Source organism: Sphingobacterium allocomposti, assembly GCF_008124885.1.
In the GTDB taxonomy this organism is placed as follows: domain Bacteria; phylum Bacteroidota; class Bacteroidia; order Sphingobacteriales; family Sphingobacteriaceae; genus Sphingobacterium; species Sphingobacterium allocomposti.
In genome coordinates, this window is record NZ_VNHX01000004.1 from 196,643 (window position 1) to 223,639 (window position 26,997).

Annotated in this window: 28 protein-coding genes and 2 riboswitches; of the genes, 5 read left to right on the top strand and 23 right to left on the bottom strand. The window is 49.4% G+C overall.

Annotation, left to right across the window (positions count from 1 at the left end; all coding sequences use genetic code 11):
• Positions 1 to 4: 4 nt before the first annotated feature.
• The 12 genes from tenA to thiS form a co-directional block, all read right to left on the bottom strand.
• Positions 5 to 658, bottom strand: coding sequence for a thiaminase II (gene tenA / locus BC792_RS04915; protein ID WP_148907870.1), 654 nt, complete (start codon positions 656 to 658; stop codon positions 5 to 7).
• On the bottom strand, positions 642 to 1,487 hold the full coding sequence (thiD, locus tag BC792_RS04920; protein ID WP_148907871.1) for a bifunctional hydroxymethylpyrimidine kinase/phosphomethylpyrimidine kinase: 846 nt from the start codon (positions 1,485 to 1,487) through the stop codon (positions 642 to 644). Before thiD ends, tenA begins: the two co-directional genes overlap by 17 nt.
• Positions 1,468 to 2,115, bottom strand: a complete 648-nt coding sequence (gene thiE, locus BC792_RS04925; protein ID WP_148907872.1) for a thiamine phosphate synthase — start codon at positions 2,113 to 2,115, stop codon at positions 1,468 to 1,470. Before thiE ends, thiD begins: the two co-directional genes overlap by 20 nt.
• Complete coding sequence (gene thiM / locus BC792_RS04930; RefSeq protein WP_148907873.1) at positions 2,105 to 2,908, bottom strand: hydroxyethylthiazole kinase; 804 nt, start codon at positions 2,906 to 2,908, stop codon at positions 2,105 to 2,107. Before thiM ends, thiE begins: the two co-directional genes overlap by 11 nt.
• A 63-nt stretch (positions 2,909 to 2,971) precedes the next feature.
• A riboswitch (TPP riboswitch) is annotated at positions 2,972 to 3,064 on the bottom strand.
• Positions 3,065 to 3,132: 68 nt separating this feature from the next.
• Positions 3,133 to 3,537, bottom strand: a complete 405-nt coding sequence (locus tag BC792_RS04935) for a hypothetical protein (RefSeq protein ID WP_148907874.1) — start codon at positions 3,535 to 3,537, stop codon at positions 3,133 to 3,135.
• A gap of 112 nt (positions 3,538 to 3,649) precedes the next feature.
• Positions 3,650 to 4,363, bottom strand: coding sequence for a HesA/MoeB/ThiF family protein (locus tag BC792_RS04940; RefSeq protein ID WP_148907875.1), 714 nt, complete (start codon positions 4,361 to 4,363; stop codon positions 3,650 to 3,652).
• Positions 4,364 to 4,376: 13 nt separating this feature from the next.
• Positions 4,377 to 5,498, bottom strand: a complete 1,122-nt coding sequence (thiH, locus tag BC792_RS04945) for a 2-iminoacetate synthase ThiH (RefSeq protein ID WP_148907876.1) — start codon at positions 5,496 to 5,498, stop codon at positions 4,377 to 4,379.
• A complete protein-coding gene (locus tag BC792_RS04950) occupies positions 5,491 to 6,279 on the bottom strand; it encodes a thiazole synthase (protein WP_148907877.1) in 789 nt (262 codons plus the stop codon). Before BC792_RS04950 ends, thiH begins: the two co-directional genes overlap by 8 nt.
• Positions 6,272 to 6,898, bottom strand: a complete 627-nt coding sequence (locus tag BC792_RS04955) for a thiamine phosphate synthase (protein ID WP_246154852.1) — start codon at positions 6,896 to 6,898, stop codon at positions 6,272 to 6,274. Before BC792_RS04955 ends, BC792_RS04950 begins: the two co-directional genes overlap by 8 nt.
• Positions 6,885 to 7,487 (bottom strand): thiamine phosphate synthase, encoded by a 603-nt coding sequence (locus tag BC792_RS04960; protein WP_148907878.1) that lies wholly within the window; start codon positions 7,485 to 7,487, stop codon positions 6,885 to 6,887. Before BC792_RS04960 ends, BC792_RS04955 begins: the two co-directional genes overlap by 14 nt.
• Position 7,488: 1 nt before the next feature.
• Entirely contained in the window at positions 7,489 to 9,306 is a 1,818-nt protein-coding gene (gene thiC / locus BC792_RS04965; protein WP_148907879.1) for a phosphomethylpyrimidine synthase ThiC, read from the bottom strand.
• A 21-nt stretch (positions 9,307 to 9,327) separates the two neighbouring features.
• Positions 9,328 to 9,540 carry a sulfur carrier protein ThiS gene (gene thiS / locus BC792_RS04970; protein ID WP_148907880.1) on the bottom strand — a complete coding sequence of 71 codons (213 nt, stop codon included), beginning with the start codon at positions 9,538 to 9,540 and terminating at the stop codon, positions 9,328 to 9,330.
• 65 nt (positions 9,541 to 9,605) lie between these two features.
• Positions 9,606 to 9,701, bottom strand: a riboswitch (TPP riboswitch).
• Positions 9,702 to 9,909: 208 nt separating this feature from the next.
• Between thiS and BC792_RS04975 the strand changes: the two genes are divergently transcribed.
• From BC792_RS04975 to BC792_RS04990, 4 genes are all read left to right on the top strand, one after another.
• Positions 9,910 to 10,368, top strand: a complete 459-nt coding sequence (locus tag BC792_RS04975; RefSeq protein ID WP_148907881.1) for a hypothetical protein — start codon at positions 9,910 to 9,912, stop codon at positions 10,366 to 10,368.
• A 130-nt stretch (positions 10,369 to 10,498) separates the two neighbouring features.
• Positions 10,499 to 11,488 (top strand): NAD(P)H-dependent glycerol-3-phosphate dehydrogenase, encoded by a 990-nt coding sequence (locus BC792_RS04980; RefSeq protein ID WP_148907882.1) that lies wholly within the window; start codon positions 10,499 to 10,501, stop codon positions 11,486 to 11,488.
• Complete coding sequence (ggpS, locus tag BC792_RS04985) at positions 11,485 to 13,740, top strand: glucosylglycerol-phosphate synthase (RefSeq protein ID WP_246154855.1); 2,256 nt, start codon at positions 11,485 to 11,487, stop codon at positions 13,738 to 13,740. Before BC792_RS04980 ends, ggpS begins: the two co-directional genes overlap by 4 nt.
• A gap of 122 nt (positions 13,741 to 13,862) precedes the next feature.
• Positions 13,863 to 14,282: a GNAT family N-acetyltransferase gene (locus tag BC792_RS04990; protein WP_148907883.1), complete on the top strand. Its 420-nt coding sequence runs from the start codon at positions 13,863 to 13,865 to the stop codon at positions 14,280 to 14,282.
• Between the two features lie 278 nt (positions 14,283 to 14,560).
• Here the strand turns inward: BC792_RS04990 and BC792_RS04995 are convergent, their stop codons facing one another.
• The 4 genes from BC792_RS04995 to BC792_RS05010 all read right to left on the bottom strand — a co-directional run bounded on the left by BC792_RS04995 (position 14,561) and on the right by BC792_RS05010 (position 19,234).
• Positions 14,561 to 14,938, bottom strand: a complete 378-nt coding sequence (locus BC792_RS04995; RefSeq protein WP_148907884.1) for a MauE/DoxX family redox-associated membrane protein — start codon at positions 14,936 to 14,938, stop codon at positions 14,561 to 14,563.
• A 175-nt stretch (positions 14,939 to 15,113) separates the two neighbouring features.
• Positions 15,114 to 17,594 (bottom strand): S9 family peptidase, encoded by a 2,481-nt coding sequence (locus BC792_RS05000; RefSeq protein ID WP_148907885.1) that lies wholly within the window; start codon positions 17,592 to 17,594, stop codon positions 15,114 to 15,116.
• Between the two features lie 128 nt (positions 17,595 to 17,722).
• Positions 17,723 to 18,184: a hypothetical protein gene (locus BC792_RS05005; protein ID WP_148907886.1), complete on the bottom strand. Its 462-nt coding sequence runs from the start codon at positions 18,182 to 18,184 to the stop codon at positions 17,723 to 17,725.
• 3 nt (positions 18,185 to 18,187) lie between these two features.
• Positions 18,188 to 19,234 carry a threonine aldolase family protein gene (locus tag BC792_RS05010; RefSeq protein WP_148907887.1) on the bottom strand — a complete coding sequence of 349 codons (1,047 nt, stop codon included), beginning with the start codon at positions 19,232 to 19,234 and terminating at the stop codon, positions 18,188 to 18,190.
• A 268-nt stretch (positions 19,235 to 19,502) separates the two neighbouring features.
• On the opposite strand from BC792_RS05010, the gene BC792_RS05015 reads away from it, so the two are divergent.
• A complete protein-coding gene (locus BC792_RS05015) occupies positions 19,503 to 20,492 on the top strand; it encodes a YihY/virulence factor BrkB family protein (RefSeq protein WP_148907888.1) in 990 nt (329 codons plus the stop codon).
• Positions 20,493 to 20,497: 5 nt separating this feature from the next.
• Here BC792_RS05015 and BC792_RS05020 read toward each other — a convergent pair whose 3' ends face one another.
• The 7 genes from BC792_RS05020 to BC792_RS05050 form a co-directional block, all read right to left on the bottom strand.
• Positions 20,498 to 21,514: an ATP-grasp domain-containing protein gene (locus tag BC792_RS05020; protein WP_148907889.1), complete on the bottom strand. Its 1,017-nt coding sequence runs from the start codon at positions 21,512 to 21,514 to the stop codon at positions 20,498 to 20,500.
• Between the two features lie 150 nt (positions 21,515 to 21,664).
• A complete protein-coding gene (locus BC792_RS05025) occupies positions 21,665 to 23,512 on the bottom strand; it encodes a peptidase MATCAP family protein (RefSeq protein ID WP_148907890.1) in 1,848 nt (615 codons plus the stop codon).
• Positions 23,496 to 24,284, bottom strand: coding sequence for an N-formylglutamate amidohydrolase (locus tag BC792_RS05030; RefSeq protein ID WP_148907891.1), 789 nt, complete (start codon positions 24,282 to 24,284; stop codon positions 23,496 to 23,498). The genes BC792_RS05025 and BC792_RS05030 overlap by 17 nt, the downstream gene beginning before the upstream one ends.
• A gap of 136 nt (positions 24,285 to 24,420) precedes the next feature.
• Positions 24,421 to 24,978, bottom strand: coding sequence for an NADPH-dependent FMN reductase (locus BC792_RS05035; protein ID WP_148907892.1), 558 nt, complete (start codon positions 24,976 to 24,978; stop codon positions 24,421 to 24,423).
• Between the two features lie 139 nt (positions 24,979 to 25,117).
• Positions 25,118 to 25,420, bottom strand: coding sequence for a DUF4342 domain-containing protein (locus BC792_RS05040; protein WP_148907893.1), 303 nt, complete (start codon positions 25,418 to 25,420; stop codon positions 25,118 to 25,120).
• Between the two features lie 51 nt (positions 25,421 to 25,471).
• Entirely contained in the window at positions 25,472 to 26,425 is a 954-nt protein-coding gene (locus BC792_RS05045) for a DUF4407 domain-containing protein (RefSeq protein ID WP_148907894.1), read from the bottom strand.
• Between the two features lie 4 nt (positions 26,426 to 26,429).
• Complete coding sequence (locus tag BC792_RS05050; protein WP_148907895.1) at positions 26,430 to 26,972, bottom strand: hypothetical protein; 543 nt, start codon at positions 26,970 to 26,972, stop codon at positions 26,430 to 26,432.
• Positions 26,973 to 26,997 lie beyond the last annotated feature (25 nt).

Below are 26,997 nucleotides of genomic sequence, written 5' to 3' on the forward strand. Positions count from 1 at the left end.
TTTTCTACCACACCTTCTGCGTGTAAGCAGCCTCCCAGAACAGATATTCGAGCTGCGACGCCCGGACAAAAGCATCGATCATGTGTTGCTGAATCGCCGGCGACGCCTGCGACGCTAAGGTGTCGGCATAACCTTTTGCAGCTTCCAGGCTTTGGGCGAACTCTTCGCTGCTGTACGTTTCGATCCAAGAGGCATATGGGTTGTCCGACTTCGTCTGCCTCCTGTAAATGAAGTCGCCCACCTCCTTATAAATCCAAAAGCAGGGCAGCACCGCCGCTACGCCAACCTCGATTGGGTCGAAGGCCGCCGTACTCTTTAAAAAATGTACGTAATGGTGACAAACCGGCTCAAGAGCTGTCGACTCGCCATCAGAAAGGCCAAACTGCTTGAAGTACGTACCGTGTAGCGCCCTCTCGACGATGAGCGCATTTTTGCCGAATTCGAAAAACGCCAGCGCCTGTTCGTTATCGGGCAGTTTGCTTCCGAGGTAAGCGAGCACCCGTGCAAAATGTTCGAGATATTTGGCGTCTTGGAGCATATAAAATTGAAATTTAGCCAGTGGGAGCGTGCCTTCCTGCAGCTCTTGTATAAAAGCCATCTTAAGAATATCATCAAATATAGGCTCAATAGATAGCCATGCTTTATCGGTCCATTTCATGTATAACGAGTTTTTGAGGGTTAAAAAAGTGATTTAGTGGTCCGCTGCCCTTGCCTATGCGGAGGTCTTTGCTTCCACGGATAGCGTAGTGGACGTATTCCAGGGCGCTGCCCACGGCAGCCTCAAGCTCGTAGTCAAGCGCGAGGTAGCTGGCTATGGCAGAAGAAAGCGTACACCCCGAACCGTGCGTGTTCCGTGTCTGGATACGGGGCGACTGGAAGGGGATAGGGGGTTCTCCGCGTTGGAGAAGGAGGGTGGTTAAAATTTCCGCGTCCAAATGGCCTCCTTTTACGAGAACCGCTTGGACACCGGTGCTTTGAAGCAGCTGCTCGCCGGCCTTTTCCATTTTTTCCACGTCGTCAACCCGTCGTTGGATGAGCTCACTGATCTCATCCAGATTGGGTGTGATAACGGTAGATAAGGGAAACAGCTCGCTGACACAGGCCTGTATTGTTTCATCCTGAATCAGCTTATGCCCGCTCGTGGAGATCATGACCGGATCAAATACGATCTGCCCGCGGTAGTCCCTTAAAAAGTGGCTGATCGTTTTCACGAGCGCCACACTATGTACCATTCCTATTTTAATGGCGTCCGGATAGATGTCGTCAAAAATCACCTCCAGCTGATCGCTTACAGCTTCCGTAGGTATATCGTATATAGTACGTACACCTTGCGTATTTTGAACGGGCAAAGCGGTCAGTACGTTCATGGCGTAACAGCCCAACGACGAAATCGTTTTCGTGTCGGCTTGTATTCCGGCCCCTCCACTACCGTCAAAGCCAGCGATGCTGAGAACGGTGGGAACGCTATTATCTCGTTTCTCTTTCATGCAATAACAGTTTTTTTAACGTCTGGCTGGCCTGTTGTGGGTTATCCTGCCGGCAGATTGCTGAAACCACGGCAATACTGTTTGCTCCAGCTAGGTAGGCAGACGGCGCAGTGGTTTCGTTCATATTTCCGATGGCAACCAAGGGGAGGTCCGTCTCCTCCCGGATACGGCGGATGCCGGCTAATCCCCATTCGGTAACCGTGTCTGTCTTCGTCGGTGTACTGAAGACAGGGCTTATTCCCAAATAGTCTACAGCCTCCAGCTGATTGCTATGTAGCTGTTCCAAGGCTTCGACCGACCAGCCTATGCGAAGTTTGTCGCCATAAAGCTCACGGATGGCTAAAGGACAGGCGTCGTGCCGGCCTACATGGACACCCCAGGCACCGACTTCCGCGGCCACATCCGCGTAATCGTTTATCACCAGCGGGATATCGTAACGGTCAGTTAGACGCTTCAGGGCCTCGGCTCGGGCAACAAGGTCGACCCGCGACAGGGATTTTTCCCGCAGCTGGATGATATCTACACCGCCTAGGATGGCCTGTTCCGCTACCCATAGCCAAGGCGCACGACAGTCGTTTTCGGAGAGAACCAGATACAGGGGATAGGGAAATCTATGGTCAAAAGGCATGTTGCTCAATGTCTAAGTAGGTAAGGAGTTCATCCGCCGAGAGCCGATATAACGTGTCGTATAGTTTCCATTGCAAAGTTCCCGGACCGATGGCGTCTGCGGCTGCCAGCTGCCCTGCAAGGCTTAAGACCGATACGCCCGCCACAGCTTCTTCAAACGGCGCTTTACGTAAACTTAAAAATGCGCCGATCAGCGCCGTCGCCGTGCACCCTAGGCCCGTTACCTTGGTCATGAGCACACTTCCGTTACGTACTTCCACCCATCGATCCGAAGAAATTATATAGTCTGTGTCGCCTGAAATGCACACCTCTGCACCGTACGCTTTCTGCAGTTCGGTGCCGGCGGCAAAAGCCTTTTCGCTTGGTAACGTGCTATCTACACCTTTGCTGCTGGACAGAGAGAAGTTGTTCAGCGCTATAATTTCCGACGCGTTGCCCCTGATCACTGTGGGACCTAGCTGCACGAGTTCTTTCAAAAGTTCGTTCCGAAAAGGAGATATTCCCGCTCCAACCGGATCTAAGACCCAAGGACAACCAATAGCACGCGCATGTTCGGCAGCGATAAGCATCGCTTCTGCCCACTGCTCGCTGAGGGTGCCCACATTGATGACCAGCGCACCGCTGATATTAACCACGTCGCGGACTTCCTGTTTAGCATGGACCATCACGGGAGAGGCCCCGACCGCAAGCAGTGCATTTGCCGTATTATTCATAACGACAAAGTTTGTTATATTATGTACGAGCGGATTAAGCTCCCGTAGCGCGTGTAGCTGTTGAACAATTTGTGTTTCCATTAATCTATTACTATCATTAATGGCTGCAGGGAGTACCCGGAAAGAATAAGCTAACGTGTCCAGACACAAATTGATGCTTTTCCCTACGCCGGTATGAACCGGATCAGGTGCAAAGGGACTCTCTCAATTCTTTACAGAATACCCCTAAAGCCGTATTTATCAAAAATAGTGAAAATTATGGATATTATATGGATTATCTGATGCTTTTTTTGAGGTCTGCGCATCTATTTATAGGCTTGTTCTATCAGCTCTATGCTTGCCGTAATATAATGGTTTTTGTAACGGACGATGTCGCGGGAGTTCGAAATATAATGTACGGTAGCGTTCTTAAATAGGTACGCTTTCGCACGTTGTTCCATAGCGCGCAGGAAGAATTCGAACTCCTGGTAAAGCAGCTTTCTTTCCGATTTTGAAAATTTGCTGTTTTTTACGATCCAAAGAAATTGGTCGTTGTCAATTTTGAAATTTACTGTGTTAACTCCTTCTTTTGAGAAATAAATTAACGGCGTACCCATGTTGTCCATGAATATAGCAAACCCCACATCGTCGACGTCGATTTTGACAACATATGCGTAAAAATGTACAGTTCCTATTTTCTGGTCATCTATGGCAATTAGTTTTGTAAACATAACGAGCTAGTAGATGTTTAAATATACGAACTTTGAAAAAAAATAACAAGTTGATTTTTCGAAAATATTCGCAGGAACTGTACGCGTGGGCTTGCTCGTACCTAAACCCTGGTCAGAAATTAATCGTTGTTGTAGTCCATCGCAGGGTATCCATGATCAGCCACTGGTTGTACAGGCACGGCAGACCGAGGACAACTTTTAGCACCTCCTGCGCCATCATAAGTCCCAGAATACCGGGCGTTGTGCCCATGACACCGTTCAGATCGCAACTCGGCACATCTTCTGGGTTTGGCGGTTCCGGAAAAATGGCACGTAGATCCTTTGAGCCTTGATAATTGAAGACGGCCATCTGTATTTCGAAGTTCAACACACTTCCATAAACCAGCGGTTTCCGCAGTTTGGCGCAGGCATCATTAACAATATAACGCGTTTCAAAGTTATCACAGCCGTCGACAATCACATCGTAAGAAGAAATATATTGCTCAATATTTTCGCCGCTAACCTTTTCCTCAATAGGCTCAAAGACTATGTCCGAATTCAGTTGCCCGATCTGTTTTTGCAGGCTGTGCACCTTTGCGAGACCAATGGTGTGTTCGGTGTGCGCTACCTGCCGATGAAGATTGTGGACTTCTACCCGGTCGAAATCCATGCAGCCGAGCTTTCCGATGCCCGCACCTGCCAAATAAAGTGCTATTGGCGATCCCAGGCCGCCGGCGCCGATAATCAGCACCTTTGCATTTTTGATTTTCAGCTGTCCATCTAAGCCTATCTGCGGCAACGATATATGTTTTTTATACCGGATGATTTGTTCTTTTGTGAGTCTCATCGTTATTGTCCTGTTAATTTCCTGCGAATTGGGGGTGCCAGTCCTTCCATACCGGTTGATAGCCCAGTTGCCTTATCCTGTCGACGATAGCCGCCACGGGACGTTCATCGCTGATTTCAAACTGTTCCAAAGACGTAGGTTCAACGACGTAGCCGCCCGGGTTGGTTTTTGAAGCCGCACTCATGGAGGTAATACCCAACGGAATGACATGGTCGCGGAAAATAGCATGCTCACGCGTAGATAGGGACAGTTCCAGATCGGGGTTCCAAAGGCGATAAGCACAGATCAGCTGCAGCAGGTCGGCGTCGTCCATACTAAAATTCGGTGGCGCAACACCTTCGGCAGGCCGAAGGCGCGGAAAGGACACGGCATATTTCGTTTTCCAGTAAGTACGTTGCAGATAGTCAATGTGCAAAGCATTGAAAAAGCTGTCCACCCGCCAGTCTTCGAGACCAAGAAGTACGCCCAGGCCTATTTTGTGTATACCTGCGCGGCCAATCCGGTCCGGCGTATCCAACCGGTAGTGAAAGTTCGACTTCTTGCCTTTTGGGTGGTAGTTTTTGTAAACCTCCCGGTGGTAGGTTTCCTGATATACAAGGACGGCATTTACCTTGGCTTCGTGCAGGGCCTTATAATCGTCGGTTTCCAATGGCTGTACCTCAATAGACAGCTGTGGGAAAATCGGGGCAATCAGCTGTAGTGCATTTAAAAAATAAGGCGTATTGACCGTATGATTCGCCTCTCCCGACACGAGTAGCACGTGCTGAAACCCCATTGTCCGTAACGCCTGCGCCTCCAACAGGATCTCCGCATCGCTCAGTGTCCGTCTCCGGATCTTGTTATCCATACTGAACCCACAGTAGGTGCAGATATTCTGACATTCATTGCTTAGGTAAAGCGGGGCGTACAGCTGTATATTTTTCCCGAACCGTTGCTGCGTGAGGTTTTGGGAAAGGTAAGCCATCTGTTCGAGAAATGGCTTTGCGGCAGGAGATAACAAAGCCAGGAAGTCGGTCAGCTGCCGCTTTTTTTTTGTCAGGGCGCTTAATACGTCTGTCGATGTCGTCTCCGCTATCCGGCGCTGTATCTGATCCCAGTCGTATTGCTCGAAAATATCCCGAAATGATCTACTCATGTCCGTAAGGTTGGTTTAAAAAGTGTGTCAAGGGGCTGCTGGGCGTTGCCTGCGCCATACTTTTCCGTAGTCCCGATTCGTAGGCTATCCGCCCGGCAATGACGGAGAGCGCGAATGCGCGGGCTGCCTCGGCGGGATAGACTGCCGTGGCTATCGCAGTGTTGACCAACACCGCATCGGCGCCGAGCTCCATGGCCTTTGCTGCATCCGAAGGTGCCCCGATGCCAGCGTCTATAATCACGGGAACTGAACTCTGTTCGATAATGATTTCCAGAAAGTCGATGGTTTTTAATCCTTGGTTGCTGCCTATTGGCGATCCCAGCGGCATGACGGCAGCCGTGCCGGCATCTTCGAGCCGTTTACAAAGCACAGGATCGGCATGGATGTAGGGAAGGACGACAAATCCTTCTTTGGCCAGCTCCTCACAAGCGCGGAGCGTTTCGATAGGGTCCGGCAGCAGATATTTGGGGTCAGGGTGTATCTCGAGTTTAATCCAGTTGGTTTCCATTGCCTCCCGGGCTAGTTTCGCGGCAAGAACGGCTTCGTTGGCCGTCCGTGCGCCCGAGGTATTTGGAAGCAACTGGATGCGGCCGGCCGGTATCCGGTCGAGGATTTCGTCTGTATTTGTTTCCATGTCTATCCTTTTCAGTGCCACGGTTACCATTTGTGTTTCCGAGACTTTGATAGCCTCTTCCATATCTTCGGGCGAGCCGAACTTTCCGGTGCCGAGAAAAAGCCGGGAGTCGAATGTGCGGTCCGCAATTTTCAGTTTGTTAATCATACAAGAGTGTCTTTAAATGTTCTAAATGGTTTTCATCAGCAAAATGCTGCTGCAGATGTTTTGAAAGGGCGACCCCATAAATCCCCAGCTTTCGTAAGGGCTCGATGTCGGAGGCTTCCACGCCTCCGATGGCAAACAGGGGGGGCGGCAATAGCGGCTTTAGCTCATCCATAATGGCAGCGTACCCTTCCAATCCCAGTATGGGGCTTAGCTGTCGTTTGGTGGCTGTATACCGGAGTGGCCCCAAGCCGATATAGTCGCACCCTTCGGCGATGCGCTGACGGACATCGGTAATGGTGTTCGCTGTGCCGCCAACTATTTTATTCTCCCCAAGCATACGTTTTGCTTCCGCTATGGGCATGTCGGTCAGGCCTAAATGTACGCCGTCTGCACCGACCTCTTCCGCCACTTCGGCGGAATCGTTGATAATAAAGGTAAAGCTGTGGTTTTCCTTCAGCTGTAATATCCGGCGGGCAAGCGTGCGCGTTTCGGCGGGGGAAGCATCCTTCAGTCGAAGTTGTATCCAGTCTATTCCGCAGGCGAGGGCCTGCCGGATATGTTGGTAATGCTCTTCTGCCGTGCTTCCGGATGAAATGTATTGTATTTTACTGTATATCATGTTTAGAAGATCTGTGGTTTACCTGTAGCAGCTGATAGCATCGTGCGGCTTCCTGCAGAGGATCCCGGGCTTGCCAGATAGCGCCACATAATGCAACGTCGTCGAAGTGGGCACCAGATAATGCCCCTATATTTTCAGCGCTGATTCCGCCCAGGGCGATAGCCTGCATCGCAAAGTTGGTACGCCCCGTAAACGCCAGCTGTTGGTGCGTACCGTATCCCGGTTTGGAGATGCTGGGAAAAACCGGCCCTATGAATGCGCTCCGAAAAGCCGTCCCAAGTTGATTAAACTCATCCCAACCATGCGTAGATGTACTGGCGTACACCCCTGGAGACGCCGCAGGCAGGCCAGCCCTCGCGTGCGCCGGCAGATGCATATGTGCGACACCGTTGTCCAGCGCAATGGCATAGTGCTGGTGTGTAATCAACCGGGGGCGATCCGCTTCGGAAAATTGCGAAAGATACCGCCCGAACGCCACTTCTGTGATCAGCGGCTTGCGGATATGAACATATATCCCGGGCCACTCCAACAGTTTGCGCAGCGTCCGGACTTCCTCCTTTGACGACTCGTTCAGCGTTATCACCCGCATGTTATAAATACAGTTCCTTTCCCGATTTCACGAACTCACTGGCTTTTTCCTGCAGACCTGATTCTACGCTGTCGCGGATCTCCTGAGTAATTTTCATCGAGCAAAATTTAGGGCCGCACATGGAGCAGAAGTGTGCTATTTTCGCGCCGTCTGCCGGAAGCGTTTCGTCATGAAACTCGCGTGCTGTGTCCGGATCCAGGGAGAGGTTAAACTGATCTTGCCACCTGAACTCAAACCGCGCCTTGCTTAAAGCGTTGTCCCGATATTGTGCACCGGGATGGCCTTTCGCCAGATCGGCAGCATGCGCTGCGATCTTGTAGGCGATGACGCCATCTTTGACGTCCTTTTTGTTAGGCAGCCCAAGGTGCTCCTTAGGTGTCACATAGCATAACATTGCGCACCCGTACCATCCGATCATGGCTGCTCCAATGGCCGAGGTAATGTGGTCATACCCGGGAGCGATATCGGTCGTTAGGGGGCCTAATGTGTAGAATGGCGCTTCGCTGCACGTCTCCAGTTGCTTATCCATATTCTCCTTGATGAGGTGCATTGGAACGTGTCCCGGCCCTTCAATCATTACCTGTACATCGTGTTTCCATGCGATCTTCGTCAGTTCGCCCAGCGTTTCCAGTTCCGCAAATTGCGCGGCATCGTTGGCGTCGGCTATCGAGCCGGGGCGCAGCCCGTCGCCAAGGGAGAAAGCCACATCATATTGCTTCATGATCTGACAGATCTCTTCGAAGTGGGTATAGAGGAAATTTTCCTGATGGTGAAAAAGGCACCACTTTGCCATAATAGAACCGCCCCGCGACACGATGCCGGTCACCCGTTTCGCCGTGAGGTGTATATAGCGTAGCAGTACGCCCGCATGGATGGTGAAATACGAAACGCCTTGTTCAGCCTGTTCGATCAGCGTATCGCGGAAAATCTCCCAGGTAAGATTTTCAGCTATCCCGTTCACCTTTTCCAACGCCTGGTAGATCGGAACAGTGCCGATGGGCACCGGAGAGTTGCGCAAAATCCATTCCCGCGTCTCATGTATATTTTTGCCCGTGGACAGGTCCATAATTGTATCAGCCCCCCACCGGCAGGCCCAGACAGCCTTTTCAACCTCTTCCTCAATACTGGAAGTAACTGCGCTATTGCCGATATTCGCATTGATTTTCACCAGAAAGTTCCTTCCGATGATCATGGGTTCGCTTTCCGGATGATTGATATTATTCGGAATAATCGCCCGTCCCGCAGCGATCTCCTGCCGTACAAACTCCGGGGTGATCTTGCCTTTAGGGGTGTTCGCTCCAAAGCTAAATCCCGGGTGCTGCTGGTAAAGATCCTGTTGTTCATTCCACTCGGCTATACGTTGGTTTTCACGGATAGCGACATATTCCATCTCTGCCGTAATGATGCCCTTCTTCGCATAGTGAAGCTGCGTCACGTTGGCTCCTTCCCGCGCGCGCTTAGGCCGATGCTGGTAATGGAAGCGAAGCTCATCTAAGCTCGTGTCATGGAGGCGTTGTCTCCCGTAGGAGGAGGTTATTTCCGGGAGTTCGTCGACGTCTCCCCGTTGTTTAATCCATTCCTCGCGTATACGTGGAATACCTTTTCGTACGTCAATAGCCTGCTCCGTGTCGGTGTAAGGGCCCGACGTATCGTAAACCGTTACTGGCGGATTTTCTTCGACGCCGCCATTGCTAAGCCGCGTAGGGTGTAAAGCGATCTCCCGCATGGCAACTTTAATCGGAAATAGCTGTCCGGGAATGTATATTTTTCTGGAGTTTGGAAGAGGGTCTCTGCTGATGGTGTGTGTTGTATGTTGCATGGGATCTTAATTTAGATGTTTTTATCCGCCTTGTGTGGCGGTAATGATTAACAATTCCGCCGGCTGGGGAAGCGGGGTCTCCGACCAGCGTTCGCGCGGTATAACCTGCTGATTGAGTGCGACGGCGACTCCTTTATCCTTTAAATCCGGGACAAGCAGGGCCAAGGCCTCCTGCAAATGAACAGGGTAAGGCTCCGTTAATTGATGAAGTTGATTGTTGATTTTTATCTGCATACCTAAAAAGTTTATTAAAATTCTACTTTAGGTATGCCTAACGACGGGCCCGTATCCGTGCCCAAAAGAAAGCGCTTACTTTTCCCTCCGCTAGTATGAACTAGATCAGGTTCCAAGGGTAAAATCTCAGCCCGCCGAAGCAGACACCCCTAAAGTATTATGTTACAAGTATAGAGATATATTTTTAAAAATAAAAAAATGTTTTGGTATGTCGCTGGTGCGGGTCGATTTCTGTTGTCGGTAATATGTTGTATATGAGTGTGTTTTGGTGCTTTGACGCAGGGGGTGTCGGTTTCAGTCGGCCTCCGGCTTCTGGGCAGCGTACCACGGCGGGTATTATTTTTGTATCTTCCGGAAAACTATCGTCGGATGCATATACGAAGCTTATTAGTCGTGGGCGTGATCCTGTTAGGCATTGGCGCCTGTACGGGGAAAAGAATGGCTGGCCAGCGGCCGGTAAAACACGGAGCGGATACCGTAGCGTTAGCACTTCCTATCGGCGAAACTGTGTTTTTAGAACGGGAAGGATTGCATGTAACCTTTTCTAAAGTGTTGGAAGACAGCCGCTGTCCACAAGGTGTAGCCTGCGTCTGGGCCGGCGTGGCTGCGGTGGAGATTACTGTTATGGGAACTTACACGCGTCCGCAGACCTTCGTACTGGCCACAACAGCGCTCCCGGCAAAGGGGTACGGTACAAAGCAGACTTTTAATGATCTTCAACTCGCTATGGCCGGACTGGAACCGCGCCCCATGGCAGACGATAGTGCGTCCATACATCGGAAATACGTGTTGAGACTTTTAGTATCCGGCGGACACCGCTCTCGCTAAGTCTTTACTGTCCTTCATGGGTTAAAGCGTATTTTATTTTGCTTATTAGTTTATTTTTGTTATCTTTGTGTCGTATTAGATAACTATTATAGAACGGAAAGCCTACCGTTTTCAAAATAACTAGAGCGTTTTGACAGAAATTAGTGTGATTGGTGGTGGTAGCTGGGCTACCGCTTTAGTAAAAATATTAACAGAGAACAAAGTACGTGTGTCGTGGTACCTGCGCCGTCAGTTACAGGTTGAAGCTATAAACGAGGAGGGGATAAATCCCGACTATCTCGATTTTGTAAAACTGGACACGCGATACCTCGAAGCGTCAACTGATCTCCAACATGTCCTCCGACAAACCTCCACTGCTCTCTTTGTTGTTCCTAGCGCCCATTTTCCCGCTCTTTGCGAAGAGATCCGGCCGGAGTGGCTTCGTGGCAAATCTGTACTGACATCGATCAAGGGTACGGTTGGCAAAGAAAATAACCTGCCATCGGCCTATGTATCGCAAAAATTTGCCATCGAGGAAATGCAGCAGGCCATATTGGCCGGCCCGTGCCACGCAGAGGAAATAGCCATGGGAAAGAAAACCTATATGACGATCTGCTCGCCCAACGACCGCTTACTCCAGTTGCTGGAACCCTGTTTTTCCAATCGATATGTGCACGTAAACCTCGATCACGATATCTGCGGGATTGAATATGCGGCAATATTTAAGAACGTGATAGGACTTGTCTGTGGCATGGCAAAAGGGCTAAACTACGGCGATAACTTCCTCGCCGTACTCGTTTCCAATGCTATTCACGAACTGCAGATACTGCTCGAAGGGTTATATGTGCCGAAGGCGCAGATTGGCCGTTCAAGTTATCTCGGCGACTTACTCGTCACGGCATATTCGCCGCATAGCCGGAACCGCACATTTGGCGAGCTTATCGGTCGGGGGTACAGCGTGGAGCAGACCCAGACCTTAATGTCTATGGTAGCCGAAGGATATGCCGCGACGCAGGGGCTTTTTCAAACAGCAAAAGAACTGGGACTTAACCTCCCGATTGTCAATACCGCCTACCGGGTGCTTTATAATCACATGCCGGTGGCCGCGGAATTTAAACTATTAGAAAGGAATATAACATGATGCTATTAGCAACAGATTTAGACGGAACATTTTTAGGCGGAAGTATGGAAAACAGGCTCCGCCTGTACCGCCTGATTAAACAACATCCGGATATTCAATTGGTGTTCGTAACGGGGAGGGGGCTGGAATCTGTCATTCCCCTACTAAACGACCCGCTTATTCCGACACCCAACTACATCATAGCTGATGTCGGCGCAACCGTGGTCAACGGTTTAACACTGGAATCTGTGGAGCCTATACAGGGCGAAATTGAGAGCCGCTGGCCTTCTACATATGCTATCCGCTCGAAAGTACTCGAGATCGCCGACGTTACGTTTCAGGAGGTGCCACAGCAGCGGCGCTGCTCGTTTTATTATAACGGCGATGTCGACCTGGAGCATATACGTCAGGTGGCCGCAGATTTCGACTGCGATATGATTACATCCGTAGACATGTATTTAGATGTGTTGCCACGGGGCGTGAACAAAGGAAGTACGCTGAAAGCATTGGTAGAATTGCTACATATCGAAGAAGACAGCGTCCTGGTTGCGGGCGACACACTGAACGACCTGTCGCTTTACGAGACGGGTTATAAAGGAGTTGTGGTCGGAAAAGCCGAGCAAGGATTGTTGGATAGGACCGCCGGTATAGACAGCGTCTTTCAGGCAGCAGAATCGGGCGCCGGCGGCATCATCGAGTCGTTGTCATATTTCGAGCGCTTTAGGAAATATGGCGATCTCGTCGGGAAACGTAACGTGGCTCAGGCAAAGAAAGGATCTAATCAGCTCGTGGTGGTTTATCACCGTCTGCCGTTCGAGCAGGAGGTAGTCAACGGCAAGACGATACGCGTAGCACCTAAGAGTCCAAATGGTATCATTCCTTCGTTGCTTGGACTTTTTGAGAAAGGACGCTCGGGGATCTGGATAGGAGAAGAGGTGTTACGAAAGGATAAACAAGAGGTGAAAAACGAGCTGATTGATGAAGACAAATATCCGAACCTCGTTGCCGCAACGATCAGTTTAGCGAAAGAGGACATTGATAAGTTCTATCGCGTGTTTTCCAAAGAAGCTTTTTGGCCAACGATTTTCTCTTTTGTCGATAAGGCCAAATTTAACCACGACGACTGGGAGCACTATCTGAAGATCAATCGGATCTTTGCCGAACGTATCGCAAAAGAGGCCGACGAGGATGCACTCGTGTGGATACACGAGTATAATCTGTGGATGGTTCCCGCCTATCTTAAACCGCTCCGCCCTGATCTGAAAATTGGCTTTTTTCATCATACGTCTTTTCCGGCAGCGGACATCTTTAACATCATCCCGTGGCGTAAGGATATTATCGGAAGCCTTTTGCTGTGTGATTTCATCAGCTTCCATATCCCCCGTTACGTGGAAAATTTTATCGATGTATTGCGCAGCCATACGCCCTTCAAAGTGGTGAAAAGGATCAACGCGGCGAAACAATTCCTCACCTACAGCTGTGCCCTGGGCGTGGACCAGATGACCAAAATTATCGAGATCGACGGCCGGCAGATACGGCTCGGGGCGCAGCCGGTCGGTGTGAATATGGAGAAAGTGGAGCGGATATTGAAAAGGGCAGATGTCCGGCAGCGGATAGGCTCGTCAATCGCCAGGAAAAAAGGTAAGGAGATGAATACCATCTTGTCTGTGGAACGCTTGGATTATGTAAAAGGCCCTTTGGAGAAGATACAGGCGTTTGGAGAATTTCTCGAAGAATATCCCGAATACCGCGGTAAAGTGGAGCTAATAAATATCTGTACGCCGCCGTCTCAGGGTATGACGATCTACGACGATATCCGCGATGAGGTTAACAGAGCGGTCGGAGAAATCAACGGCCGGTTTGCGACGATGGACTGGATGCCCATCCAGTACTTTTATCGATCGTTGCCTTTCGAAGAGGTTGTAGGCCTCTATGCTACCAGCGATATCGCCTGGATTACACCGTTGCGTGATGGACTAAATCTGGTGGCCAAAGAATATGTCGCCGTACAGGGCATAATGGAAGGCGCGGGGGCGTTGGTGTTATCCGAGTTTGCCGGCGCCTCGGTGGAACTTCCGTACGCCATCTTGACGAACCCGTACGACATGAAGAGCATGAAAGAGAGCTTGTTGAAAGCATTGCTTATGCCCGAAGATGAGCGTGCCGCCCGTATACAGCGCCTCTACGATCAGGTCAGGTATTTCGATATACACTACTGGGGAAAGGATTTTGTACGCGAACTTGAGAAGACGAGAAAGAAGATGACGGACTAGGAGCGCTGCACGAGCAGCTGCTGCCGTCGGCGGTATCGTATAAAAAATAAAATAGTACTTTTGTTGACAACAGCCTTCGCGTGCACCCGGCAGGAAGGGCTTTTTGGATACAAAACGAACAGATGACTTTTGATCTTCAGATTGAGCAGGTAGTAGCATCTTGCACGTGGCATATACGCCAGCGCGTGCTATATCCGCATGGAAGCCTGAAAGACGTCCTGCCGGATGGAGATTTTGATGCAACGCATTTCGGTGCCTACCACAGAAACCAGCTTGTGGGTGTGATATCCCTGTTCGCGGAAGGAACAGAATACCAGTTTCGAAAATTCGCTGTTTTACCAGATTACCAGCGGTGTGGCATAGGTTCGGAGCTCATGCGGGAGACGATACAGTTTGTTAAACAATGGCATGGCCGTCTCCTGTGGTGCAACGCCCGTATCGACGCAGTTCCTTTCTATGGGCGCTTTGGCTTAGCGGCCGTCGGGACGCCATATGACAAAGACGGTATCACCTATATACGTCTGGAAAAACAACTGATCTGACGATAAGCTCTAGCGACTATACTGTACTGCCTGCCTAAAGAATATAATTTAAAGGGTTTGCGGAATGCAAAAAATGCGTCATTGCGGAGACTGCAACAGATAGCTGCGAAGCAAGCCAATCCGAGCATTTGACGCCACGGGATTATTCATTGACGTTTATCCAATGGTCTCCCGTAGCTCACCATGTTCGGCTGCTTTTTAAGGTAGTTTTCCTCTGCAAAAACGACGACAACGGCTTACTAATAAGCGCCACGTCCGTCACCTCTGGGTCTGTATATTCACTCTTTTTGGAGAAGCACGCTATACTTCGCGCTATTATCCCATATTATCCAGAGGTTTATAAGCAGTAGGGGAAGTGCCACGACCAGCCCTCCGGGCTCAAACGTGAGGTTATGTGCGACAATTCCAACCATCACCGGAAGAATGACAATTGCCCCCAGGGCGCGCGTCCGTGGAAAAATAAAAAGCAGGCCGCCCACGATTTCGATAACGCCCGTGAGCGGTGTGATCCACTTTAGTTTAGCCATTGCCTCGTACAGCTCCAACTGCTCCGCGGATAATTCAGGCATAGGCATATACTGAAGGAATTTGTTCAGTCCGGCATTAATAAACATCAGTCCGAACAGTACGCACAGGATAAATTTTACGATCTTCATAGTTTTAAAGGGTAGTGTTAATAACATACACGTAAAAACCATGATTGTTTTAAATCCGGGCAAATTTTATTCCGCTCTTACCTCGGACTGCTATAAAAAAAATGCTGTCGGGAAATGGGGCGCTCTGCTGTAAAGCGATGCCATTTCCTGACAGCATCCCTAGGGGGCGGGCCGCTTACTTTTTAAGCGGTGTTTCCCTGTTTATTTCAGTTATGTCAACCTCGTTCGTTTTGGAGGAGTTCAACAGATGCTCCGAAAAGTAATCGGCCATTTTCCAGAAGAAGTACTCGGTCATGTTTCCGAAGGCATGGCGCTGTCCGGGAAGCAGAAGGAAATCGAAGCGTTTGTTTGCTTTGATTAATGCCTCTACCATGCGGATGGAGTTGGCTGGGTGTACGTTGTTGTCGATGTCGCCTGTGGCAATAAGAAGCTTGCCCTTCAGGTTTTTCGCAAGTTCCGTGTTACGTTCTATCTGATAGGAGAACGTGGTGTCGCCTTTGCTGTTTACCTTTTCCAGCACGCCGTGATGGCGTTCGCTCCACCAGCGATTGTAGATATTATTTTCGTGGTTACCTGCGCCGGAAACGGCTACTTTAAAGAAATCCGGATAGACGAGCATGGCAGCAGTAGACATAAATCCTCCTCCCGAATGTCCGGTTATGCCCACGCGGTTGACATCAATAAACGGATGCTTGCTCGCCAGCTGTTCTGCAGCAACTTTTTTATCTTCGAGGCCATAGTCGCGCAGGTTTCCATAGCCATAGGTGTGATACCATTTGGATCGGGCCGGGTGTCCACCACGGTTGCCGACGGTAATAACAATGAATCCCATCTGCGCGAGGCGGTCGATGCGGTCCATACTGCGGCCGAACGATTTGTTCACAGCCTCTGTCTGCGGGCCGGGGTACACGTATTCTATAAGCGGATAGACACGCGTGGAGTCGAAGTCGAATGGCTTATACATGACTCCATACAGATCGGTGATCCCGTCTCCGGCTTTTACTTTGAATGGCTCTGGAAACTTATATCCTGCCGCGAGCAGTTGCGACAGATCAGCATCTTCAAGTTTCATGATCAGCTGACCGCTTGTCGAGTATAGCGCCGATGCAGGTGCGGTGTTCACTCTGGAATAGTTGTCTACAAAATAATCTCCGCTCTCGCTGACTTCTATCTGGTGATCGAAGTTTCCTTTGTTTAGAAGCCTTGGCTCGCCTCCCGAAACAGAAAGGGAGTAATGATGTACATAATACGGGTCTTCGTCGCGCTCTTTGCCGTTCGCCGTGAAAGTGAACCGCTGCGTTGCCTGGTTGTAGCCCGTGATGTCGTTGCAGTTGTATTCACCCTGCGTAAGCTGGCGTACGAGCGTTCCGTCCTTGTCGTAAAGATAGAAGTGACCCCAGCCGTCGCGTTGAGACCAATGGATAAACTGATTGCCGTTGTTTATGAAGTACGGCTTCTTCACATCGAGGTATACGTTGGAGCGCTCCTCAACGAGTGTTTTTGTCTCGCCGTTGACGCGGACAGCCACCAGGTCGATGCGCTTTAGGTCGCGGCTCGACCGGCTGATGTAAAACTCATCGTTGTTGCCTAGCCAGTAGCTGATAAAGCGTTTTCCTTTGTAACTTGACTTATCGACGTCTTTGCCGTAGATGCCTACCGTCTGGTTTTTGAACGCGGCGACCGGAAGTTGCCTTGAGGTCAGGCTCTTTGTTTCAAATATATGAAGCTCTACCTCGGTGGAGTCGGTCTCTCCGGGCATGAGGTATTTGTAGGTCTCTAGTGTTGGGCGTTTTAACCCTACATGATTGATTACCCATAGTGGGCTAAGATGGCGGTTGTCCTTTCTGGTTAAAACAAAGTGCTGACCGTCGGGCGACCATAACAAGCGAACCGGGTGTCTTTTTTTTCGTTCATCGTCGTCCTCGCCGCCCGTAGTTGTGCTGTATTGGTCGCCTCCCCAGGCATAATATTGAACGCCGTCGGTGGTTATCTGGTGTTCTACAATCGTGGAATCGTTCTCATCTTTACGTGCTTTTTCCAGATTTTCGCGGTCCATCCAGAAGAGGTTGTAGTTCTTTGCGAAGAAGACGCGCGTCGTATCCGGAGAGAAGCCGGCCCAGTTGGGTAATTTTTTTTCTTTGGCGTCCTCCTTCAGTTCCTTCAGCTCCCGTGTGCCCAAATCATACTCCAGGTAGTATACCTTTTTCTTGAGCGAGTCGGATTTGTTTTTGAGTTTTTCGCGTTCTTCCTTGCTCTTCAGTGTATCTTTCGTGCTGCGTACCTCAAAACGGATTTTCTTCTCGTCGTCCGTAAATTCCAGATTCTCCAGGGGGAGGTGTTGCGCATCAAACGGATTTTTGACGATCTTCGTGACTTTCGCCGCTAAATCTGCGTTATCGAAAAGTAATTTTTTTGTTTTGGTCCGCGGATCTACAAGATACCAGTTTTTTCCGGCTGATGTGCGATATTCGTACCAGAATCTGTCCGAGTGGTTAATCCAGGATGGTTTTACATCCGTCGAAAAAATCATGGTTTGCAGTTTTGCCGGAGAAAATTTTGCGGCGAGATCGTAGTTTGCTTTGATTTTTTTGCCGGATTCCTGAGCAGAGGCTATAAAACACAGCCCCGTCAGTAAAAAAGTGCATAGTTTGCGCATATATGGAGTTAGTAATGTTGTTAGATGCGCTAAAGTAACGAAAAGTAGACGACGGGAGCCGGTTCAAATTGTAAAAATTTAAGGACAAACGTGCTAAAAATGTGTTTTTAGGACTCGCCGGAAGGTTGTTACCGTAAATTCGGACGGCTGGTTAGGGGAGAGAACGACCACGGTATCGAACTCAAGATCATCAGGAATATCCAGATGTACCGCCTCCAGAGAAAGGGGAAGCCTTCCGCCGTACCTATCCGCCGCCTCGACTGTATCGTAATGATGTTGGAGAAGAACAGGGCGAGCGTCATCATCGTGATATGTTCCAGTCCGAAGAACCGGAGCTGCCTGTTCTTTAGACCTGCTGTCCAATCGTTTAAAAAAGCTTTCACTAACGGGCTATGCATGTACAACAACACCCCGATCACCAGTTGAATGTTATAGACTATCGCGCAGGCGAAGAGTATATTAAAATGCTTTTTCTGAAACACGCTTCCCATGTATCGGTGATACAGAAGCCAGGAAAACTGAAAAAGCATTACGGCAAGGACGATCCAACGGTAATAGGAATGTAAGATCAGCAACGTCGACGGTTCCATGGTTTAGCTTCTAGTAATTTCCTCATGGATCTTCTTAAAATCCCGGCAGAACTGTTCGACGACCGCTTCTTGTGTGGCCCAGGATGTGATGATCCGGATGGCGTCGTGCTGATTGTCGATCGTTTTCCATATATAAAAAGAGTATAGGGCAGCGAGCTTGTCGATCACGGTCCTGGGCAAGATAGGAAAGAGCTGGTTGGTAACCGGCGTAGTCAGAAACGGATAACCGCACTGCTCTATAGCTGTAGCCATACGGTAGGCCATCTGGTTCGCATCATGTGCCAGACGGAAATAGAGCCGGTCCGCAAAAAGCTGGTCGAACTGTATGCCAAGTAGGCGTCCTTTAGCCAGAAGAGCCCCCTTCTGTTTGAGATTGTAGTCGAATTCAGGCGCTAACGTGGCCGACTGGAACACGATTGCCTCTCCAAGTAACGCTCCATTCTTGGTGCCGCCGACGTAAAAAACGTGGGTGTAAGCCGCTACATCTGCCAAAGTGAGATCGTTCGTATCGGCCGTAAGGGCATGTCCAAGACGGGCACCGTCGAGGAACAGCAATAAACCGTTTTCGTTGCATAGCTGAAAGAGGGCACTAAGTTCCGCTTTCGTATAAACCGTTCCTATCTCAGTCGAGTTGGATATGTACAGCATTCTCGGTTTGACCACATGCGGACGTAAATGGTATGCCTTTAGTACCTCTAACAAAGCCGCCGGTGCGACCTTGCCGTCATCTGTCTCCACAGTGATTATCCGGTGTCCGGTAGATTCAATGGCTCCGGTTTCATTGGCATAAATATGTCCCGTACGGGCGCTAATGACAGCTTCGTGCGGACGAAGGAGATACGAGATCACGAGAAGGTTGGCCTGCGTACCGCCCGAAACGAAATAAATGGCGGCATTGTCGTTTTGCATTTCCTCACGTAGCCGCGATCTCGCCGATACGGAAAATGAGTCTTCTCCGTATCCCGGTTGTTGCTCTTCATTGGTAGCCGCCAGCTTTTGCAGTATTAAGGGATGCGCCCCCTCTGAATAGTCGTTTTTGAAGCTATACATGTTTTGCGTATTGTTGACGCAAAAATACAAAAAACAGGGGCGTTTCCATGCGTTGATTTCCCGCGTCGTGCCTACCATCTGTCGTTCCGGTGCGATTGGACATCTGGCATAATGGCTTCCTACGGCTCAACGGTTTGAACGGTAACGGCCACCCTGGGGCACGTCTATCGACGGGATCGGTAGGCAAGAGGCATACAAAGAAGAGTTTTTCTAAACTTTATAACGCTATCAAGGTTTATTGATTACAAGCAAATAAAATATCTTACGTATGATCAAAAAAAAGTGGAACGTGGTGAAATCTCATTTTGCTATCCTTAAGAACGCGATACTGGGATTTATGAACGAAGACAGTTTGAAGTATAGCGCATCCCTGGCGTACTACACGGTATTCTCTTTGGGGCCGATCCTCGTATTGATGATCTCTTTAGCCGGTATTTTTCTCGGGGAAGAAGCTATCAGAGGTAAGGTGTTTTCGGAGCTGCAGGGGCTGATCGGTGCCAGCGCGGCAAGACAGATACAAGAGGTTATTAAGAACCTGTCTCTTTCAGGTAAGTCTAATCTTGCACTTATCACTAGTGCCGTGACACTGCTGATCGGAGCAACAACGGTTTTCGGAGATATACAGAACTCGATAAATAAAATCTGGCATGTTCGCCCGAAGGTGAAGAAAGGCTGGCTAAAGGTCGTTAAGGACCGTCTGCTTTCGTCCTCATTGGTCATCGGTCTTGGCTTTTTACTGGTCGTCACACTGATTATTAACGGCGTTATTTTAGCGTTTACGGAACGGCTGCAGCGGATATTTCCCGACATCACCGTCTTTTTCATGAACGCTATTAATTTCCTGCTTTCTTTCGGCATTATATACCTCTTGTTCTGCGTCATATTCAAAGTTCTGCCCGACGTGAATATTCGGTGGCGCACCGTACGGTCCGGCGCCCTGTTTACTGCGCTGCTGTTTGTTGTGGGGCGGTTTTTGATTGGCTTCTATATCGAAAGCTCCAGTACAGAATCCACCTATGGGGCAGCGAGCTCCATTGTTTTGATCTTGCTATGGGTATATTACACAGCAGCCATCCTCTATTTGGGAGCGATATATACACGCGAATACGCTACGTACAAGGGCGTGCCGATAGAACCGTCAGAGTTTGCCGTACATGTGGAGTTAAAGGAAACGGAGCGTGAAGTTGAACAGGTGCCCCCAGCGCCGCTGACGCCCGAAGAGAAAGCCGAAGGCAAAGGCCGTGAAGACCTGAGATAGGTCTTTCACGGTGTTACTTTAGCTTTTCTTTGTGCCAGTTTCTTTTCCAGATCGGTGAGGATGGCCGTAGCGTAATCCACATCATTGAGCTGGCTGGCGTGAAGCAGTGCTCCGGGGCTGAACACGTTAATTTCCATGATCTTATCCCCGACGATATCTAGGCCGACGAAGTACATGCCATCCTCTCTCAATTTTGCAGTAACCTGATTTACTGTGGCCAGGATATCTTCATCAATGTGGGCAGCCTGGGCTGTACCCCCTTGGTGGATGTTGCTTCGGATGTCGCCCTTTTGCTGCACGCGGTTCACGCTCGCGTATTTTCCATCGACGACCAATGGCTCGCCATCCAACAGGAAAAACCGGATATCGCCCTCTGCGGCTGCAGGCAGATACTCCTGCGCAAGAACGTATCCGTCGCGCGCTATAACTTCGACGGTCTGCTTCAGATTGTGCCTTTCATCCTTTTTCAACAAAAACACATTTTTACCGCCTGATCCTTTTAGGGGCTTCAATATAATCTGGTCCGGCTGTTGTTCGAGGAAGCGGACGACATCCTCGTGGTTTCGGGTGATCAATGTCTGTGCCCGGACACTTTTGGGGAAGTACTCCAGGTAAAGCTTGTTGGTGGCTTCTACCAGTTTGTCCGGATCGTTGATAACCCACGTTCCCTGTCTTTTCATCAGTTGTGCGAATTGTAGCGCCGTCGGCGAAGCCCAGGGGCGGCTTATCATGTCGAGGACCGGATCGTAGCGTATCCACAGGATATCAATACCAAGGGCATCTACAAACTGTTTCTCTTTCTTTCGTAGCGTTTCCAGAAGGTGCTTTGGATCCGTAACACGTTCGTCGGCATCGACAATCCGGCAATGCGCACCTACCGTCTGGTCCGTACTGTACGCGAAATCGGCCAGGCCGATATATAGAATGCGATGGCCGCGAAGATGCGCCTTAAAAGCCAATAATGTAGTCGTGAAGCTGGCTTCTTCTTTATGAGTTTGATTGATTAAAAATGCGATATTCATATATATAGTGTCTATTTATTTGTATTTTTCATTGGAACAGGCGACGCTGTCGCCCCGTTTCACTTTGAACGGTAACCCCCGGGTAACTACATCGCACACGGGTTCCGTGCCTTTCCTGTCCCGCACTCGTGGAAACTTTGTTCATCGGGCTCAATAGTTAATCATCTTAAAAATGCTGGCAAACTGGTTAACATCTTTTAATTTTTTAATATACGGAGGCTGCAGGTAACGCGGCTTTATTAATGGCTGTTTCAATATACCTCGTTGCATAAGATCTTCCACGATAGGTAGGTAGTCCTCCCGTATTTTGCCTATCGTTAGCAGGTCCAAACTTTTTCCTTCCTGGATATAATGTATCAATTCCATAAAACCCTGGAGATAAACTGCGTCTTTTGTCAATCCTCCTGACCTATAGACGCGCATCGTCGTGAAAAAGGAGGCTTCCTGGTCGAACCCGTATTGTTCCGTCAGCAGGTCGAAGGTGTCGACGAACGAGTGGCCCATCAGCATGGATCGGACGGCTATGACACGTCCGGCAAGTGTGCGCAGCCGCTCGTTGGTGAGGCCTCCAACCAGAAATTCCGCAAGCACGGCTAACCCTTCCTGTAGTTGCTCATAACCCGGTACCCCTTGTCGGAAAAGGCTGAAGGTTTGTTCTTTACCATTAAAATAGGTGATGATATGTGTACCCACTTCGTGCTGAATGAGGGCCTGTGCCCTTGTCCGGGATACTTTATACTGCTTGCTGATATTGAGCACGCCATGGTTCACCATGACACCGGAGATATCGTCGCGGATACGTACGCTGGTATGAAATGCGGGCGCCTGCTGTTGAAGGAATGAAATTTCTTCTTTTGCCAGCTGCGCAAAATCCTGCGCGTCGAGGTAAGCATCCGGATGCGCGTCTGCCGGCGGAGCAGGAATACTGTCAATGGCTATCAGTAAAGCTTTTGCTATGTCGTACAAGTGATCACTGACATTGCCATACACCATCAGGCTGCCATATTTGAAGTCGGGCGTCCCCCGGGCAGCCAGCATGGTCATCATGTCGTCTAGCTCCCGGCGTTTATCGCGGAAAAGATAGGCGATCGTAGGATCGTAGATATCCTCGATGCGTAAGTTGTACAGATTCCGCTTAACGAGGTCAGGGTCTATTGGTATAGGTCGGTAATGAAATATGGGCGTTTTCCGGTATTTCTCCTTTTGGAACTGGAGCCACGCCTCATGGGTGTTGATGGGCGTGGTGAGCAACAGGAAATCGAACTTTTGGCTTTCCTTCGCCAGAATGTTATCAATCTCGTAAATCTGGGCGTTTAACTGTTCGTGCACCTTCATTTTAAAATGTGCGGCGCGAACCGTGGTATAGAGCCTTACAAATTCAAAGAAGAGCCTCGATAGGCTCTTCGCCAGCGCTTCGCGGATGGTACGGGCCACGATAGGCAAGTGCCTACCTTCAAGGTCCTGATAGCCCTTTTTTATGGACAGGCCGATTGCCAATACAAGGTTCTCTTTTCCGTCCTTCGCGAATAATAAGGGCGGCTGTCCGGGGGCGGAGGGGAGTTTGGTATCTTTTTTTAGTTCGACAGCAAGGTCCACAGCCTCCGTCTGGATGTTTTTCCGCAGGTATTCAGCTAGTACGAGTGCATTTTTCTGAGAAAGATGTATAGCGATGTCCGACTGCTGTTCGTCGGGAGCGTTCCAGACTTCGATGAGCAGCGCGGTGCCGAATTCATCTGCTAGAGACTTCGCCAGCGTTGGGATTAACCCGTTTGTTTCGTCGTTTGGCCCGCTGGGCATGAAGATCGCACTGCCCAGCTCCGATTTCGCCAGGTTGGACAACATCCGATCCTTTCCTGAAGGGGGAATACGGTATATAAACAGATAGGGAACAATCTTGTTGAAGACGATTTTTCCTTTGTTGGCAATTTGCTGATGTATCGGCTTCTTTTCCTTAACTGCCTGTAAGAGCTGCGACAGTAGTTTATCGTGTGTTTCCATGGACACTGTTCTCCTGCAAATCCTTAAGCGCGTGTAGCATTAGCTGCTTATATTCCTGTATGGTCGGCATGTAGGGCAAGCCGGTCCACTCATCCATAAAGTCCTTCCGGAATTCCACGGAGAGAACACAGCCGTAGTCTCCGAATTTCTTCGTTAGATGCTGCGCCAAATTTCCTCCCTTGAACTTAACGTTCTCCCGTATATCAATGGGACTTTCCAGCAGCTGCTGTTTGGAGACGCTTTTTATAAATTCCTCAATTAAGGGGCGCCACAAGGGCTTATTGTAATGCGTGCCAAGGTTAACCTGTGGATTCGCAGCTGCGTCGATCACCTCATCCCGACTTTCCCTCTTGGCATTATAACTGTGCACATCAAAAACCACGAAAAAACCGTGCGTGTCGATCGTCTCCTGTATCCATTGGTCTATCTGTGTATATATCTGTTCATGCTCCTGATAGAGCTGCTGGAGGATGTGCTCGGGAAGCTTCTCCTTCCAAACCTGAAGTCCCCACGCTTGATCAGGGCGTAGATATACGGCCCCGTCTATGGCACGGTTGATATCCAGCTGGAAACGGGAGGTGCCTACAAAAAGCTGGTTGACGGGAAGCTCCGCCATGCAAGCGGTATAAGGGTCTTCCTCACGCAGCCGTTGTTCGTCGTCTAAAAGAAGGTAAGGGGCGAGCGGCGGACTGATCTGGTGGCCATCGTGTAGAGCGACGGCCCAAAACGGACTATCCGCACGCGTCAACCGGAATTCAAATAATGATGGCATACTATTCTGGCGCTTTACTGAATAACAGGTGATGAAGAAAATAGTTTGTATTCTCCCGGCGGGGTTACCCCAGGCCGGGCCGATAAACAGAACGCCGCTGCGGCAGCGCAAGCGTTTCTCCCCGGTTTAACCGGGGTTATGCGGAGAGTTTCTCCATAAAATCAACAAACGACCGAAGGGCGTTACGAAGAAAATCTGCTGTATCGGCATTATTTAGCTTCCCTTGGTCATCGAATAGTTCTTGACAGTTTGGAATATACACCTCCGGCTGTTGGAGGGTGGGCATGTTTAGAAACACCAAGGACTGCCGCAGGTGGTGGTTGGCTCCAAAACCGCTGATGTTACCAATAGAAGAGGAGATGACCAGTGCGGGTTTACCGTCCCAGCTGTTTTTGCCGTAAGGTCTGGATCCTACGTCGATAGCATTTTTAAGAACGCCCGGTACGGATCGGTTGTACTCCGGAGTGACAAAGATAACTCCGTCTACCGACTTAATCTGCTCGCGGAAAGGGTGATAACTTGCGGGACTATCTCCCTCATCGTAGTCCTGATTGTAAAGGGCTAAGTGGCCTATCTCTATCAGCTCCAGGTTATAGCCATCGGGCGCGTTTTCGATCAGAAAATTTGCGATTTTTTTATTGAAAGACTCCTTGCGTAAAGAGCCGACAACAACTCCTATTTTTTTGTTAGCCATAATGATGATCTTTTTATCTATATAAAAGAACAACGGCCTGGGAATTTGGTTTTGCCGGGAGAGGAGATGTGAAAAAGTTTAAGGTTGTTCCCTCCGGAATGGCGTTATACAACAAGCCGTAGTGAACAACCTTTTGTGTCTATTTTACTTCGATTGTCGTGCTGTCGCCGGTGGGTGGCTCGTCCGAGGGGGGCGTATCGTCTCCCTTTTGTTTTTCGACGGTAATCTTACATTCGGTCAATAGGGCGGCCAAGGCGCCAACAGCTGCAAATATAGGGGCGAATACAACACCTACTACACCTAAGGTAACCGGAAACGTCATGATCTCTTTTCCGTGCTTATCTGAAATACTGATTTTAGTCACATTGCCTTCTGCAATGATCTCCTTGATTTTCTTTAGTAGATTCTCGCCGGTGACGAAAAATGTTTCTTTGATTGACATGATGATATTTATTTGATGTACATACAATAACAATGATACGTGCGCGTTTGTTTATGGAACACGTAGTTTCTCCAACATCTTCACACGGACGTCGGTTTGGTGCTGGATGAGCTTGTCGTAGTCGGACTCTTTGTCCGTGAGCTTGATGACAAGCACGAACAGTTCGATCGCCAGAAAGAAAAACAGAAACAGGAGATAAACGAATAGCCCGATGCGCGACGAGGTGACAACATCGTGCAACAAATTGAGCTCGTCCAGGAAGCCCGTCGCCGCTTTGAGTTCTTTCTCCTTGCGCTCTTTGATCGTTGTGATGGACGCCGCCAGTTCAAACTTTTTGTTTTGTAACGCCTCAATCTGCCTGTGAAGCTGTTCCATCTCCAGCTTTTTAGGGTTCTCCATGACCGATTTGTTCGTAGATTGTGTTGTGTTTATCTCTTTTCCTTTTTCGTCCCGTGTTACACTCCGGTTGGTGTAGCTGGTGACAATCACCGGATTTTTCTTTAAGTCGGCACTTACGGCGTCGTATTTGTGATTGGCTTTTGCAATCATAACATCCAAATCGTGCAGCTGCTTCTGGATGTCGTTCTCCGACTGCTGTACCGCTGCTTTGACGCGTTGATCCATGACTTCGGCCTTTCGCAGCTCGATGTCGTCTTTGAACGTAATCTGATCCATTATAAAAGCTCCGAGGATCGACATAACCAAGGCTAGAAGTATGCGGAATAGGCTCGACCACGGGCTTATCTTCGTAGAAAGGATAATGATACGTTCAATCTGGATGATGACAAAGCCCATGAGCAGGCCGCCCACGATTCCGCCCCACGGCGCCAGATGGAGATACCGGGTAGCAAAGCTGTAGCCAATAAAAAACCAGATCAGCACGATCAGCAGCATGGCTGACGTATATTTCTTTACGTTTTTAGAAGACTGTTCACTTGAATTTTTGACAAGGCTGTAATTGAATCCCGTTAAGAAACAGCCGAATTTTAACCACCAATCCTTCATGCTCTTAAAATTTCTTTGTTAACAGATGGGCATGCGTTATAGAAGCCATTCCCTTCATAAAGCCTCTTTTATACGCCAAAATAGCTCTTTCGCAGAGGCCGCTATTGGTTTGAAGGGAGTCTTCAAGCTCGCGTACCTTATCGATGTGGGCCAGGAGGTCGGTCTGTTTAATTTTCAGTTCATCGACGAGGTCAATCAGTCCGGCACGGCTGCGGGAATGAATGTGGAACTCGAGGTCTTTCATCAACGAAGCATGATAGGTTTTTACCTGATGGATCAAGATCTCCAAGTCGTATCGGATAAGGCGTATGTTGTCGTTTTTATAGCCTTCATCCGGACTTGTTAACGCATCGTGGTAGCCCTTTTCTTCAAAGTCCTGCTGCAGGTAGTTATAGATCAGGAAGATGCCCTGACCATCGTGTACGGAGGCTCCGTTGAGCCGCTTCGTATCTACCTTCGTATCCGCCGTGTCTGCCGCCTGCTGCACTGCCGCTGCCGTTGGCAGAACAGCGTCCTTTTTTCTTTTAAAAACAGTAAACCATCCCATTGATTTTCTCGCGTTTATTTGTTCA